Genomic DNA, 14578 nt, shown 5'->3' with positions numbered 1-14578 from the left:
AAAGAGCAGTGAGTCAGTCGCTTTCGCTTGCTAACTCGAGGTGGCGTATAATACGCTTTCCTCTTTCAGAGTCAAGCGTTTATTTTCGCTTTCGTCTGACTGACTACCGGGTTGTGAAGCCGCTTTCAAAGCCGCTTCGCCGTGTCAGTGGAGGCGCATTATAGGGAGTTCTCAGAGCCTGACAACCCCTAATTTGAAAAAACTTTCTGACCGCATTCTTTTTCACCAACGGCGCGCAGAAAGCCAGCAAATCCGGGATATTTGCTGCATAAATCACCGCAAAATCACCGCCGGTGGCATACTAGGGTAAGAAATACAGCTAAAGGAATTGCGTCATGTCTTTATCCACTCAACAACTCGCCGCCCAAAAAAACCTTTCTTATGTGCTGGCAGAGAAAATTGCCCAGCGAATTCTCAAGGGTGAATATGCGGCAGGCAGCATTCTTCCGGGCGAGATGGAACTGGGTGATCTCTTTGGCGTCAGCCGGACAGCCGTTCGTGAAGCCGTCAAGACGCTAGCCGCTAAAGGCATGCTGTTGCCTCGCCCAAGGATTGGCACTCGCGTCATGCCCCGCAGCCACTGGAACTTCCTTGATAAAGAACTGATAGCCTGGTGGATGACCAAAGATAACTTCAGCCATGTAGTAGAAGAGTTTTTGATTATGCGTAATAGCCTGGAGCCACAGGCCTGCGCATTAGCCGCTATTAATAGTAATGAGCAGCAGCGAACCAGGCTTACTCAACTGATGGCGCAAATGACAGAACTGCAGACGGCCTTTGACCGTCAGCGGTGGATTGAAGTGGATATGGCCTACCACGAACTTATCTATGAAATGAGTGGTAACCCTTTCATGACATCTTTCGCGAACTTATTCAGATCGATTTATTACAATTACTTCACCGCGATTACCGATAACGAAGTCATTAAGCTCGATTTGCATCAGGCGATTGTGGATGCCATTGCTAAGGGAGAGGGACAGGCCGCTTTTAACGCCTGCCTGGCGCTATTAAAGGAACCCGTCACTCATCTGTAGTCTAAAGCGCACATAACCTTCAGGATAATAATGACGAAAACAGCACGCAGCATGGCCGGCCTGCCTTGGATAGCCGCAATGGCTTTCTTTATGCAGGCTTTGGATGCCACCATCCTTAACACCGCGCTACCGGCAATAGCCCATAGCCTGAATCGCTCCCCGCTGGCCATGCAGGCTGCCATTATTAGCTACACCTTAACCGTCGCCATGCTTATCCCGGTAAGCGGTTGGTTAGCGGACCGCTTCGGCACACGCCGCGTATTTATGCTGGCCGTTAGCCTGTTCACTCTCGGCTCTTTTGCCTGCGCCATGTCTGGATCTTTAACCGAGCTGGTCATCTTTCGCGTGATTCAGGGAATTGGCGGCGCGATGATGATGCCGGTTGCCCGTCTGGCATTACTTCGGGCTTACCCACGCAGCGAGCTGTTGCCTGTACTTAACTTTGTCACCATGCCCGGTCTGGTCGGCCCCATTATCGGCCCACTGCTCGGCGGCGTTCTGGTCACCTGGGCAAGCTGGCACTGGATATTTTTAATCAATATTCCGATTGGCATTCTGGGCCTGCTGTATGCCCGCAAGTACATGCCCAACTTCACCACGCCGAAGCGCGGGTTTGATATGAGCGGCTTCTTGCTATTTGGCGCGGGCCTGGTGCTGATATCCAGCGGGGTTGAGCTGTTTGGCGAGCGGATTGTCGCCAGCTATATAGGCATGTTAGTGATTCTGGGCGGGATTTTACTGCTGCTGACTTATGTCTGGCATGCCCGCCGCGTTCCAACGCCGCTTATTCCCCTGCCTCTCTTTAAGACGCGTACCTTCTCCGTTGGCATAGTCGGCAATATAGCCTCACGCCTCGGCACCGGTTGCGTGCCTTTTTTAATGCCGCTTATGCTGCAGGTGGGGTTTGGCTATTCAGCATTATTGGCTGGCTGCATGATGGCACCTACGGCGGTCGGTTCGCTACTGGCTAAATCGACCGTCACGCAGGTGCTGCGCTGGCTGGGCTATCGTAAAACGCTGGTCGGGATCACATTGGTCATCGGCCTGCTGATTGCCCAGTTCTCGCTGCAGTCACCGGGCATGGAAGTCTGGCTGCTGATCCTGCCCCTCTTTATATTAGGGATGGCAATGTCGACGCAGTTTACGGCCATGAACACCATCACCCTTGCGGACCTGACGGATGAAAACGCCAGCAGCGGCAACAGCGTGCTGGCCGTAACTCAGCAGCTTTCAATTAGCCTTGGGGTTGCCGTTAGTGCCGCGGTGCTTAGAGCATGGGAAGGCATAGAAAGCGTCAATACCATCGAGCAATTCCACTACACCCTGTTGACGATGGGCGCGATAACGCTGGTCTCATCGGCGGTATTTTTGCTACTGCGCTCCAAAGACGGGCGCAACTTAATAAAAGAACGTCACAAACCTTAAACGGAGCTTCGCTCCACCAGCTCTGGCGTCAGCAGTAACCGTTGCTGCGCCAGGTCTGGTTGCCCCATCCGGTGGATCAGCACATCCACGGCCAATTCGCCTAGCTCATCTTTGGGCTGGTGAATCGTCGTCAGCGGCGGCGTCATGTAGCGTGCAAGCTCAATATCATCGTAGCCAATCACCGCCATATCCTGCGGAATGCTAAGACCAGCCTGATATAAAGCATGGTAGGCCCCAACGGCCATAGCGTCATTCCCCATGAATACAGCGTCCGGCCTGTTCGCCAGGGTAAGCAGTTCGCTCATGGCGCTAAACCCGCCCTGAAACTCGAAGTCGCCAATAATTTCATAGCCCGGATGAATAGCCAGTCCGGCCTGAGCCATGGCTTTGCGGTAGCCTTCAAGGCGCAGTCTGGCAGGCGTTTTATCCTGCGGCCCGGCGATGCAGGCAATACGGGTATAGCCATTGTCGATCAGGTGCTGTGTCGCCATTTCTCCGCCGAGCAGCGAGTTATCCTGAATCACATCGCTCTGCCCCTCAAACGGAGCCCAGTCCATCATTACTGTCGGGATAGTCGGGTAGCGGTTGATGATTTCAGGCGAAGGCTGATGCGTTTCGGTGCACAACAACAGTAATCCATCGACGCGCTTTTGCAGCAGCGTTTCCAGATTTCGGTTCATGCGGTGCTCATCGCCTTCGGTGTTACACAGCACCAGGCTGTAGCCGCGCTCAAAGCAGCTGCGCTCCACGCCTCGAACCAGCTCGGAATAGAAGGGGTTGCTACTCGCGGTGATCAGCATACCGATGGTATGCGTTTGATTCAGCTTGAGGCTGCGAGCCAACGCAGAAGGCGCATAGTTCAGCGTTTTTACCGCGGCCTCAACCTTCTGACGAATGGCATCGCTAACAAAGCGATCGTTATTAATGACGTGGGAAACGGTAGAAGTAGAAACGCCCGCCAGGCGGGCGACGTCTTTCATGGTAGCCATGACTTACCTCTGCTGCTGCAGGAACTCATCTATTTCCTTGCGCCACGGCACGGAAGGCTGAGCGCCTTTTCGCGTCACGGCAATTGCGGCGGCAGCGTGAGCAAATCGCACGGCATCTTCCATCGGCTTATCTTCGAGCAATGCAGTCACCAGCGCACCGTTAAAAGTGTCGCCAGCGGCAATAGTATCGACAGCTTTTACCTTAAAGCCCGGCACTCGTTTGCCGTGACCTTTTTCGCTTAGCCATACACCACGGCTGCCGAGCGTGATAATCACTGTGTCGATACCTTTACCGTGCAGCACTTCAGCAGCTTTGGCAGCATCTGCATCATTCTCAACCCGCACGCCAGTCAACTTTTCTGCTTCCGTTTCGTTCGGAGTGATCATATCTAACAGAGACAGAAGCTCATCAGAGAGCTCACAGGCCGGGGCCGGATTCAGAATCACTTTGGTCTGGTGCTGATGGGCAATTTTCGCTGCAGCCAGAACGCTCTCAAGCGGGGATTCCAGCTGCATTAATAACGCCGAAGCATCAGCAATTTTCTGCTGTTGCGCTGCCACCAGTTCGGGAGTCAAAGCGGCATTCGCGCCGGCGTGAATGCCGATCACGTTTTCACCTGCGCCGTTGACAAAAATCAGCGCCACGCCGGTCGCTTCATCTTTAATGGTACTGATTGGCGAAGTATCAATATTATCGCTGGCAAGCTGCTTACAAACGCGGCCACCGGTATCGTCATCGCCCACACAGGCAATAAACGCAATGTCTGCTCCACTGCGCCCTGCCGCAACGGCCTGGTTCGCACCTTTACCGCCGAACGCCACCTGATACCCCTGCCCGGTGACGGTTTCACCCGGCGTTGGGAAATGTTCGAGGTTGAGGATATGGTCAGCATTGATGCTGCCAAGAACGACGAGTTTGCCTGTGCTTTTCATATCTTAATATCCAGTTTGAGTGCGCCGCTCATGCCTGAGCGGCGCGTTGCCCTGCTTTTCTTTAATTCTTATTTGGTGATCAGTTTCAAATCAACCGGGATTTTCGCATCCACTTTCTCGCCTTTCAGCACTTTATCAGCGGTTTCCACACCGATAACGCCGATCTGGTCAGCCATCTGAGCCACTGTCGCGCCCAGTTTGCCGCCTTCAACCGCTTTCACGCCGTCAGCCGTACCATCGAAACCGACGACCAGCACATCAGATTTACCCGCGGTTTGCAGCGCACGCAGGGCACCCAGTGCCATTTCGTCGTTCTGAGCAAACACAGCCTGAACGTTAGGGTGTGCAGTCAGCAGGTTCTGCATAACGTTCAGACCTTTAGTACGGTCGAAGTCAGCGGGCTGGCTGGCCAGCACGTCAAATTTATGTGCCGCAACAGCCTGTTTGAAACCTTCACCACGTTCACGGGCTGCGGAAGCACCAGCAATCCCCTGCAGTTCAATGACTTTCGCGCCGTCGCCCAGTTTCTTAGCGATGTAATCACCGGCCATTTTGCCGCCAGCAACGTTATCAGAAGCAATGTGGCTCACCACGGTCCCCTGGTTTGCCATACGGTCGAGAGTGATCACCGGGATTTTAGCCTGGTTTGCCATCTTAACGGCATTGCCCACCGCGTCGGAATCCGTTGGGTTAATCAGCATTAATTTGGTGCCGCGAACCGTTAAGTCCTGCACGTTGGCCAGCTCTTTTGCCGGGTTGTTTTGTGAATCCAGCACCACCAGGTTGTAGCCCAGCTTGTCGGCTTCTTTCTGCGCGCCATCTTTCAGCGACACGAAGAACGGGTTATTCAGGGTAGACACCACCAGCGCGATGGTGTCTTTTGCCATGGCGTTTGCGCTTACGGTGGCGCTCAGGGCGACAGCGGAAACCAGGGTAGCCAGTTTTTTCATGTTCATAGTCAGATGTCCTGTAGGGTTATGGTTTTACTGCTTTTTATTGTCCACCAGCACCGCCAGCAAAATTACCACCGCTTTGACGATCATCTGGTAATAAGAAGAAACACCTAATAAATTCAGACCGTTGTTCAGGAAGCCGAGGATCAATGCCCCGATCAGCGTGCCGACAATCCGGCCTTTGCCGCCCGCCAGGCTGGTACCGCCCAGCACAACCGCCGCAATAGCATCCAGTTCATATCCCGCACCCGCCGTTGGCTGCGCAGAGGAAAGACGTGCTACTTCGATGATCCCGGCCAGCGACGCCAGCAGACCACACAGAGAGTAGACGATGATTTTCACTTTGTTGACGCTAATGCCTGACAGGCGCGTTGCCGCTTCGTTGCCGCCGAGCGCATAGATGTAACGCCCCAGGCGAGTATGGTGCAACATGTACCACGCGGCCAGGAAGACAATCGCCATGATCCAGACCGGCGTTGGGATCCCCAGCGGGCGGCCAATACCGAACCAGCCAAACAGATCAGCATTGTCCGAGAAGCCGGTATTCATCGGGCTGCCGTTGGTGTAAACCAGCGTCACCCCGCGCAGCAGCAGCATCATCACCAGGGTGGCAATAAAGGCCTGAACCCGCCCTTTCGCTACAATCACACCCGTTACGGCACCAATGGCAGCCCCAAGAGCCAGCGCAGCCGCAACGGCCACCAGCGCATTGACCTCAAAGCCCACAATCGAGGCCGCCACCGCCCCGGTCAACGCCAGAAGAGAACCGACGGACAGGTCGATCCCGGAGGTCAGAATGACCAGCGTCATCCCCACCGCCATAATGGCGTTCACCGACGTTTGCTGCAGGATGTTGAACAGGTTATTCACGGTAAAGAAGTTCGGGCTCAGGGCCGAGACAATCGCAATCAGCACCAGCAGAGCGATCAGCGATTTTTGCTCCATCAGCCACGCTTTGGTGAACCAGCGACGGGTGGACACGGTCTGGGTACTCATTTATCTAACTCCTGATTCACTCGATTAAGCTTGCCAACGGCCGCGGCCATCAGCGCCTCCTGGGTGGCTTCTTCACGGGAGAACTCCCCGCTCAGTCGCCCTTCGTGAATAACCATAATGCGGTCGCTCATGCCCAGCACTTCCGGCATCTCGGACGACACAAGGATGATGCTCAACCCTTCGGCTTTAAACTGGTTAATTAACTGATAAATTTCTTTTTTCGCTCCAACGTCGACGCCACGAGTTGGCTCGTCGAGGATCAGCACTTTCGGACGGGTCATCAGGCCACGCGCGATGGCAACTTTCTGTTGGTTACCGCCGGACAGCAGGCCAATTGGCTGTTCCATGGAAGGCGTTTTGACGTTGAACAGGCGAATAAAGTCCTGCACCGCCTGCTGCTCATCTTTATGCTTCAGGCTGCCAGCCCCGCGACTGAAATAACGCAGCGCGGTCAACGACATGTTCTCCTTCACCGACATCCCCAGAACCAGCCCATCACGCTTGCGGTCTTCAGAGATATAAACGATGCCATTAGCCAATCCATCTTGCGGAGAACGAGTCACTACTTCACGGCCATCCAGCGCCACATAGCCACCGCTTCTCGGCAGCGCGCCATAAAGCACTTTCATCAATTCGGTACGCCCGGCACCCATCAGCCCGGCAACGCCGAGGATTTCACCTTTACGCAGCGTGAAAGAAACCGCCTTCACGCCGGGGCCAGATACGTTATCGACCCGCAGGCGAATATCGCCGGGCTGTTTGTCCAGATGCGGATACTGGTCTTCCAGCTTGCGGCCAACCATCATTTCGATCAGGGTATCTTCGGTAAGCGTGGAGACTTCGCGCTCGGCAATAAACTGCCCGTCACGCAGCACTGTCACGTCGTCGCACACCTCAAAAATCTCTTTCATGCGGTGGGAGATATAAACGATGCCGCAGCCCTGAGCCTTCAGCTCACGGATAACGCGGAACAGCGACTCGGTTTCCGTGTCGGTCAGCGCATCGGTCGGTTCATCCATGATGATGACTTTGGACTCAAAGCTCAGCACCTTGGCAATCTCAACCATTTGCTGATCGCCAATCGACAGCTCGCCCACCAGACGCTCGCTGGTGTAGCGTAAATTCAGCTTCGCCAGCAGCTTGTCGGCTTCACGGTACATCTTCTTCCAGTCAATGTTGCCAAAATGCCCGACAAACTCGCGGCCAAGGAAGATGTTCTCCGCAATGCTGAGCTGCGGGATCAGGTTGAGTTCCTGGTGGATAATCCCGATACCGGCTTCCTGAGACGCTTTTGGCCCGCTAAAGGCAGTTTCTTTTCCCAGCCACAGCAGCGAACCGGCATCTTTGGTGTAGATCCCGGTCAGGACTTTCATCATCGTGGATTTGCCGGCGCCGTTCTCACCCACCAGCGCCATTGCGCGGCCCGGGTAAACGTTCAACGCCGCACCAGACAGGGCTTTCACCCCTGGGAACGATTTATCGATCCCTTTAAGTTGCAGTAAGGGTTCCATGCTGACCTCCTCAGAAGGTTACGCCGGCACAGAGAATGATATTCGCATACGGGGAACACTCCCCGCTGCGAATAACCGCATGTGCATCCGCGGTGTGCTGCTTGAACTGCTCATGGCTGATGTAACGAATAGTTATGGTGTTTCCCTGGTGTTTTTGCAGTTGCTCAATATGGCTGAGCAACGTTTCGTGAAGCACGGGATTATGTTGTTTGATTTCAGAAGCAATGATTGCCGCCTCAACCTGCATTTCCTGCGTTACCACATCCACGACCTGCATAAAGCCCGGAACGCCGTGAGTTAATGCCAAATCAATGCGCTGGGTATGGCGCGGAATTGGCAGCCCGGCATCGGCAATCACCAGTGAATCGGTGTGCCCCAGACGGGAGATAACGGCCGAAATATCAGCGTTAAGAACGGTACCTTTCTTCATTTTCCTGCTCCACTAGCGAAACGTTTCGCTGATAATGAGTGTAGGAAAAGAGGTGGCGGTTAAACAACCACCAGGTTAAAGAAGTGTGATCAACATCGAAACGTTTCGCTAATAAATGCAAAACGGTACCTGAGTACCGTTTTTTAGTCTTTGCGCCCTCTCCTTGTGGGAGAGGATTGGGGTGAGGGCATCAGGCCAGTAAAGACTGGCTGACTTAAATCTCGACCTGGGTGCCCAGCTCGATAACCCTGTTCGGCGGGATCTCAAACTGGTCAGGCGCGCGCAGGGCATTTCGCTGCAGGGCGAGGAACAGCTTGCCGCGCAGGCGGAGATACCACGGACGCTTACCGATAATCAGCGACTCATGCGACATGAAGAACGAGGTTTCCATCATCCGACAGCTTAGGCCTTCCAAACCACAGCGGTGGAAAATCTCTTCCACGTTCGGCGTTTCACGCCAGCCGTAGCTGGCCACCACGCGCCAGAAGGTGGGTGACAGCTGCTCAATAGAAACGCGTTTAACGTTGTGAACGTATGGGGCATCTTCGGTGCGCAGCGTCAGCAGTACGACTCGCTCATGCAGCACTTTGTTGTGCTTCAGGTTGTGCAGCATGGCAAACGGGATCACGTTCAACGCACGGGACATATAAACCGCGGTGCCCGGTACGCGAACCGGCGGAGACTTCTCAAGGGACGCAATCATCGCTTCCAGCGAGTTACCGTGCTCGTGCATACGGCGCAGCAGGCGGAAACGCTCGCTCTTCCACGTCGTCATGATGGTAAACATGACAAGCCCCAGCGTGAGCGGCAGCCAGCCGCCAGAGACGATTTTCTCGAGGTTAGCAGAGAACAGCGGCACGTCGATAAACAGGAAGCCCACGCACATCAGGAGCACGGCAATTTTATTCCAGTGCCAGTTTTTGCGCGCGACGGTGCAGCAGAGAATCGAGGTCAGCACCATCGTGCCGGTTACTGCGATCCCGTATGCCGCCGCCAGGTTACTTGAATGTTCGAAGCTAACGATGACGATCACCACGGCGATATACAGAATCCAGTTAATCGCCGGAATGTAAATCTGCCCGGACTCCATTTCTGAGGTATGGATGATGCGCATTGGCGAGAGATAACCCAGGCGAACCGCCTGACGAGTCAGCGAGAATACGCCGGAAATCACGGCCTGAGAGGCAATAACCGTTGCCAGCGTCGCCAGGACCAATAAAGGGATCAGCGCCCAGTCAGGTGCCAGTAGGAAGAACGGGTTTTTAATCGCTTCCGGGTTCTTTAACAGCAGCGCGCCCTGGCCAAAATAGTTCAGAACTAATGAAGGCAGAACCGCGATAAACCATGCGATACGAATCGGGAGCTTACCAAAGTGCCCCATATCGGCATATAGCGCTTCAACCCCGGTTATAGCCAGCACAACAGCGCCGAGAGCAACGAACGACACGGCTTTGTACTGCACGAAGAAATTCACCGCCCAGGCCGGGTTAAGCGCCTGCAGAACTTCCGGGTTGCCGATGATACTGCGCGCGCCCAGAACAGCGAGCGTCAGGAACCACAGCAGCATCACCGGAGCAAACAGCTTGCCCACCATCCCGGTACCGTGCTTCTGAATCATAAACAGCAGCGTCAGAACAATAATAGAAAGGGGAACAATGTACTGATCGAGCTGCGGCGCGGCTATCTCAAGACCCTCTATGGCCGACATCACCGATATCGCCGGTGTGATAACCACCTCGCCGTAGAAGAAGCTGCCGCCAATCAACCCCATGATCACCAGTACAGAGGTCATTCGCGCCGTCGTATTACGCCCGGCAAGCGACATTAGCGTTAAGATCCCGCCTTCCCCGGCGTTATCCGCCCGCATCACGAAGGTGAGATATTTGATGGAGACGACCAGTACCAACAGCCAAAAAATTAACGACAAAAAGCCAAACACGGCGTCGCGTTCAACGCCAAACCCAAACTGCCCGGACAGGCATTCACGAAGGGTATAAAGCGGGCTGGTACCTATATCACCGTACACAACCCCGATAGCAGCCAGCGTAACGGCCGGCAACGATTGTTTATTATCAGCGCTCATAGACTAATCTTTTGTTGGAATCCCGAAAACGTGTGCTTAGTCCCTTGGCCCACAAAACGGCGCACAGTATGCACGATAATTGTGTAAATCGTACTCCTAAATGCATTTGACTTATCTCAGCTCAAACGTTGCATGCGGCATAATCAGCACATTAACTGGCTAAAAATAAACGCTATACTCGCGTTTCTCCACAGGGTTAACCGCGTAAGGATGCAAAGCTAATTATGGCTCAATCACATTTGCTGGCTGAAAGAATTTCTCGTCTCAGCCAGGCGCTGGAAAAGGGACTTTTTGAACGTCAGCACGCCGTTCGTCTCTGTTTGCTGGCGGCGCTGAGCGGCGAAAGCGTCTTTTTACTTGGTCCGCCAGGCATTGCAAAAAGCCTGATCGCCCGCCGCCTGAAATTCGCCTTTCGCGAAGCGCGCGCCTTTGAATATCTAATGACTCGCTTCTCAACGCCAGAAGAAGTTTTTGGCCCGCTTTCTATTCAGGCGCTGAAAGATGAAGGCCGCTATGAGCGCCTGACCGCCGGCTACCTGCCGGAAGCCGAAATCGTGTTTCTGGATGAGATCTGGAAAGCGGGCCCGGCAATTTTAAACACCCTGCTGACCGCCATTAACGAACGCCGCTTCCGCAACGGCGCCAGCGAAGAAAAAATCCCCATGCGCCTGCTGGTGGCCGCCTCTAACGAGCTGCCCGAAGCGGACAGCAGCCTGGAAGCGCTGTATGACCGCATGCTAATCCGCCTGTGGCTCGACAAAGTACAGGACAAAGCGAATTTCCGCTCAATGCTCATCAGCCAGCACGACGAAAACTTTAATCCGGTCACCGAAAACCTGCAGGTTACCGATGAAGAATATTTCACCTGGCAGCAGCAAATTGGCGGCGTCGAGCTGCCGGACGACGTTTTTGAACTGATCTTCACCCTGAGGCAGCTGCTTGAGGCCACGCCGGGGGCTCCTTATGTATCCGATCGCCGCTGGAAAAAAGCCATTCGTCTGCTGCAGGCCTGCGCCTTCTTTAACGGCCGCGATGCCGTGGCGCCTATCGATCTTATCCTGCTCAAAGACTGTCTGTGGCACGACACGGCAACCATGAATTTGATGCAGCAGCAGATTGAAGTTTTGATGACCGGCCACGCGTGGCAGCAGCAGGCCATTCTGAGCAAGCTCAGCGGCATCGTCCAGCGCCGCCTCCAGCTTCAGCAGCAAAGCAGCGATCGGGACGCTTTCACCGTGCTCAAGCAGACAGGCATGTTCAGCCGCAAGCCGCAGTATCAGCTCCCGGATGAGATAACCGGCGAAACGCTAACGCTTTTACTGCAAAAGCCGCTGAAACTGCACGATATCGAAGTGATTCATATCACCCTGGCGCGTGAGGCGCTGGCGCAGTGGCTTAATAAAGGAGGCGAGATCCGCGGCAAGTTGAACGGCATTGGTTTTGCGCAGTTGCTTAACCTTGAAGTGGACAACAGCCTGCACCTGACCATTCGCGATGTTAGCCTCCAGGCCACACGGCTGGCGCTGCCGGGCCACCAGCAACAGGGCGTACCGGATGAGATCAAAAAGCAGTTTGACGATCTCGACGCCGCGTTACACCAGCAGCACGAGCGCTTTAACGATCAGCAAAAATGCCTGTTTATTGAAAGCGACTGGCTGGGAAAAATTGAAGCCAGCCTGCAGGACGTTGCGGCACAGCTGAAACAGGCCCGGCAATGATAAGCGTTGAAACGCTGGATATGATCCTGACTATTGGTGAAGGCGAACTGATAGAAGAGATCATTATTACCCTGCTGGCTGCCCCGCAGCTGGCGGTGTTTTTCGAAAAATTCCCGCGTTTGAAAAAAGCAGTTAGTGAAGACTTACCTCGCTGGCGAGACCAGCTTAAAGGCCGACTGAAGGACGGACACGTCCCGGATGAGCTGGCGCAGGAAGTCCTTTGCTACCAGCAGAGTCAGTTACTCACCACCGGGCAGCTCATCATGCGGCTGCCGGAAATTATTCAGCTGCTGCATAAGCTCGGCTCGCCGTTCTATGAACAGGCCAAAACGCTGGTGGCTGATAACCCGCACTTCACCCCGGCGCAGCATACGCTGTTTCTGCAGCGCTGGCGGTTGAGCCTGGTTGTACAGGCCACGTCGCTTAACCAGCAGCTGTTAGAAGACGAGCGCGACAAGCTGCTGGCGGAGATTCAGGAGCGGCTGGCACTTAGCGGGCAACTGGACCCCGCACTTGCCGAAAACGATAAAGCAGCGGGCAAGCTGTGGGACATGAGCGGCGGCACGCTCAAGCGCGGGGACTATCAGCTGATTGTGCAATACGGCGAGTTTCTCACCGGCCAGCCCGAGCTGATGCAGCTTGCCGAACAGCTGGGCCGCTCCCGCGAGGCAAAATCGGTCCCGCGGAAAGATTCCCCCACGGAGCCCTGGCGTATGCTGGTTCGGGAACCTGCCACCGTGCCCGAACAGGTTGACGGCCTACAGCGCAGCGACGATATCCTGCGCCTGCTGCCGCCCGAACTGGCAACCCTGGGGATTACCGAACTGGAATTTGAGTTCTACCGCCGCCTGGTGGAGAAGCAACTGCTCACTTACCGTCTGCACGGTGACGCATGGCGTGAAAAAATCATCGAACGCCCGGTCGCCCATCAGGATTTTGACGAACAACCTCGCGGGCCATTTATTGTCTGCGTGGACACTTCCGGCTCCATGGGCGGGTTCAACGAGCAATGCGCAAAGGCTTTTTGCCTGGCGCTGATGCGCATTGCCCTCGCCGACAACCGGCGCTGCTTTATTATGCTGTTTTCCAGCGAAGTGGTGCGCTATGAGGTCAGCGGGCGGGACGGCATCGATCAGGCGATCCGTTTTTTAAGCCAGCACTTCAGCGGCGGGACGGATCTTGCCAGCTGTTTCCGCTCGATCCTGGAAAAAATGCAAACCGGAGACTGGCACGATGCCGATGCGGTGGTGATCTCAGATTTTATCGCCCAGCGGCTACCGGACGATGTCGTCAGCAGCGTGAAGGCGCTGCAGCGGCAGTATCAGAACCGCTTTCACGCGGTCGCCATGTCGGGGCATGGAAAACCCGGCATCATGCGCATCTTTGACCATATCTGGCGCTTTGACACCGGGATGAGAAGCCGCCTGCTGCGTCGCTGGCGGCGCTAAGACTCACAGCAGGTCGCTAACCTTAGCCTGCACTTCTGGCGACCAGACGCCGCACTGAACCTGGCCAATATGCGGCAGCTGAAGCAGCAGCATCGTCAGACGAGACTGGCCAATGCCGCCGCCGATGGTTTGCGGCATTTCACCTTTCACCAACGACTGGTGCCATTCGAGCTGGAGCCTGTCTTCATCTCCGCTGATCGCCAGCTGGCGCTTCAGGGTGTCCGCATCCACGCGGATCCCCATAGAAGAAAGCTCCAGCGCATCTTCCAGCACCGGGTTCCAGACCAGGATATCGCCGTTCAGCCCCGGTAAACCTGCTTCCCCGCCGGTTGACCAGTCATCATAATCCGGGGCGCGGACGTCGTGACGTTTCCCGTCCGACAGCTTGCCCCCGATACCGATTAAGAAGACCGCGCCAAGTTCTTTAGCGATAGCCCGCTCGCGGCCTTTTGCGTCCAGACCAGGGAAGCGCTGCAATAACGTTTCGCTGTGAACAAAATGGATTTTCTCCGGCAGCAAGGCGGCCAGGCCAAACCGTTCACTCACTTCAGCCTCGGTAGCCTTAATTGCCGCCCAGATGCTCTCTACGGTTTGTTTTAGCGTGCCGGTGTGGCGTTCGCCGTCACCCATCACGCGTTCCCAGTCCCACTGATCGACATAGACCGAGTGAATCGGGGATAAACGGTCTTCATCGGGGCGAAGAGCTTTCATGTGCGTGTAAAGCCCTTCGCCCGCGCTGAAGTCGTGCTGGCCGAGCGTTTTTCTTTTCCATTTGGCCAGCGAATGCACCACTTCAAACTGCGCCTGCGGCAAGGTTTTCACCTTCACCTGCACTGCTTTCTCGCTGCCAGATAGGTTGTCCTGTGTGCCATCCCCTACGCGGCTGAGGATCGGCGCCTGTACTTCTATCAGGCCCAGCTTCTCTTCCAGTTGACGGGAAAAATGGGTTTTCACAAAACTGATCTGACGTTGTTTAGCAATCCAGGCGGTTTTCATGGCTTTTCTCTTTGTTGTGGTGTTTCTTCCATCGATTAAGCAACAGAAACGTCATCGTATTC

12 protein-coding genes are annotated in these 14578 nt (G+C 55.0%); 4 read left to right on the top strand and 8 right to left on the bottom strand.

All coding sequences use genetic code 11. The features are described from left to right. Positions 1-335: 335 nt before the first annotated feature. Positions 336-1034, top strand: a complete 699-nt coding sequence (locus F3J26_RS16725) for a FadR/GntR family transcriptional regulator (protein ID WP_166994957.1) — start codon at positions 336-338, stop codon at positions 1032-1034. Positions 1035-1064: 30 nt separating this feature from the next. Continuing rightward, positions 1065-2459 (top strand): multidrug transporter subunit MdtD, encoded by a 1395-nt coding sequence (gene mdtD, locus F3J26_RS16720; RefSeq protein WP_205246535.1) that lies wholly within the window; start codon positions 1065-1067, stop codon positions 2457-2459. Here the strand turns inward: mdtD and rbsR are convergent. From rbsR to kup, 7 genes are all read right to left on the bottom strand, one after another. Then, the gene (gene rbsR, locus F3J26_RS16715; RefSeq protein WP_166994955.1) at positions 2456-3448 is read right to left on the bottom strand and encodes a ribose operon transcriptional repressor RbsR; all 993 of its coding nucleotides are present in this window, start codon (positions 3446-3448) and stop codon (positions 2456-2458) included. The two genes, mdtD and rbsR, sit on opposite strands and share 4 nt — an antisense overlap. 3 nt (positions 3449-3451) lie before the next feature. Then, positions 3452-4381: a ribokinase gene (gene rbsK / locus F3J26_RS16710; protein WP_008457777.1), complete on the bottom strand. Its 930-nt coding sequence runs from the start codon at positions 4379-4381 to the stop codon at positions 3452-3454. A gap of 68 nt (positions 4382-4449) precedes the next feature. Continuing rightward, the gene (rbsB, locus tag F3J26_RS16705) at positions 4450-5337 is read right to left on the bottom strand and encodes a ribose ABC transporter substrate-binding protein RbsB (RefSeq protein ID WP_008457776.1); all 888 of its coding nucleotides are present in this window, start codon (positions 5335-5337) and stop codon (positions 4450-4452) included. A gap of 27 nt (positions 5338-5364) precedes the next feature. Continuing rightward, the gene (gene rbsC / locus F3J26_RS16700) at positions 5365-6330 is read right to left on the bottom strand and encodes a ribose ABC transporter permease (RefSeq protein ID WP_008457775.1); all 966 of its coding nucleotides are present in this window, start codon (positions 6328-6330) and stop codon (positions 5365-5367) included. Continuing rightward, entirely contained in the window at positions 6327-7841 is a 1515-nt protein-coding gene (gene rbsA, locus F3J26_RS16695) for a ribose ABC transporter ATP-binding protein RbsA (protein WP_166994953.1), read from the bottom strand. Before rbsA ends, rbsC begins: the two co-directional genes overlap by 4 nt. 10 nt (positions 7842-7851) lie before the next feature. Continuing rightward, complete coding sequence (gene rbsD, locus F3J26_RS16690) at positions 7852-8271, bottom strand: D-ribose pyranase (protein ID WP_166994951.1); 420 nt, start codon at positions 8269-8271, stop codon at positions 7852-7854. A gap of 214 nt (positions 8272-8485) precedes the next feature. Continuing rightward, entirely contained in the window at positions 8486-10354 is a 1869-nt protein-coding gene (kup, locus tag F3J26_RS16685) for a low affinity potassium transporter Kup (RefSeq protein ID WP_008457772.1), read from the bottom strand. A 224-nt stretch (positions 10355-10578) separates the two neighbouring features. Here kup and ravA point away from each other — a divergent pair, with 224 nt between their 5' ends. Both ravA and viaA read left to right on the top strand, forming a co-directional pair. Beyond that, entirely contained in the window at positions 10579-12072 is a 1494-nt protein-coding gene (gene ravA / locus F3J26_RS16680; RefSeq protein WP_166994949.1) for an ATPase RavA, read from the top strand. Continuing rightward, entirely contained in the window at positions 12069-13520 is a 1452-nt protein-coding gene (gene viaA, locus F3J26_RS16675) for an ATPase RavA stimulator ViaA (protein ID WP_166994947.1), read from the top strand. The genes ravA and viaA overlap by 4 nt, the downstream gene beginning before the upstream one ends. Positions 13521-13523: 3 nt before the next feature. Here viaA and asnA read toward each other — a convergent pair whose 3' ends face one another. Next, positions 13524-14516, bottom strand: a complete 993-nt coding sequence (gene asnA / locus F3J26_RS16670; protein WP_166994945.1) for an aspartate--ammonia ligase — start codon at positions 14514-14516, stop codon at positions 13524-13526. Positions 14517-14578: the final 62 nt, after the last annotated feature.

This window comes from Enterobacter sp. Ap-867, from assembly GCF_011752855.1.
In the GTDB taxonomy this organism is placed as follows: Bacteria; Pseudomonadota; Gammaproteobacteria; order Enterobacterales; family Enterobacteriaceae; genus Cedecea.
Note: the sequence above shows the minus strand (reverse complement) of the source record. Positions and strands in the feature narration are given on the sequence as shown.